Source organism: Neoluteolibacter marinus, assembly GCF_014904755.1.
Classification (GTDB): Bacteria; Verrucomicrobiota; Verrucomicrobiia; order Verrucomicrobiales; family Akkermansiaceae; genus Haloferula; species Haloferula marina.
Window position 1 is genome coordinate 1 of sequence record NZ_JACZFQ010000192.1, and the last position, 423, is coordinate 423.

Annotated in this window: 1 riboswitch. The window is 67.6% G+C overall.

Annotated features, from left to right (window positions below):
* The first annotated feature begins 156 nt into the window (after positions 1-156).
* Positions 157-271, forward strand: a riboswitch (SAM riboswitch).
* The last annotated feature ends 152 nt before the right edge of the window (positions 272-423 follow it).

The following is a 423-nucleotide window of genomic DNA, read 5'->3' on the forward strand; positions in this document are numbered from 1 at the left end:
GCGTCGACGAGCCAGGTCTCTCGGCCGCTCCGGATGGGAACCGGGGGTCATTCAATGCCCTGGTCCGGGGAGACAGCAAATCGGAGGACGAGCGGGATAACGCGCGGCACGGGCTTCGCACTGTCGCCTCAGGTGTGCATAGGATGACGCTCACACGATCAAGAGTTCCGGCCCACAGCCCTGGCTGGCCGGACGGCAACCCTCTCCCGTAGCGGGGTGCCCCAGGTGAGGATCGGGCCGCTCGCTAGACCGCGTGCGGCAAGTACGGCGCACGCACGCGCTGGACCCGCAGGTTGGCCGCGGCATGAGCGGCGCACGGGGCGCGGGTCTGTCTTCTCAGGAGCAGCCTTCTATGGCCAAGCGGATCTCCCTGAACGCCTTCGACATGACCTGCGTGGATCACCAGAGCTTCGGGCTGTGGCG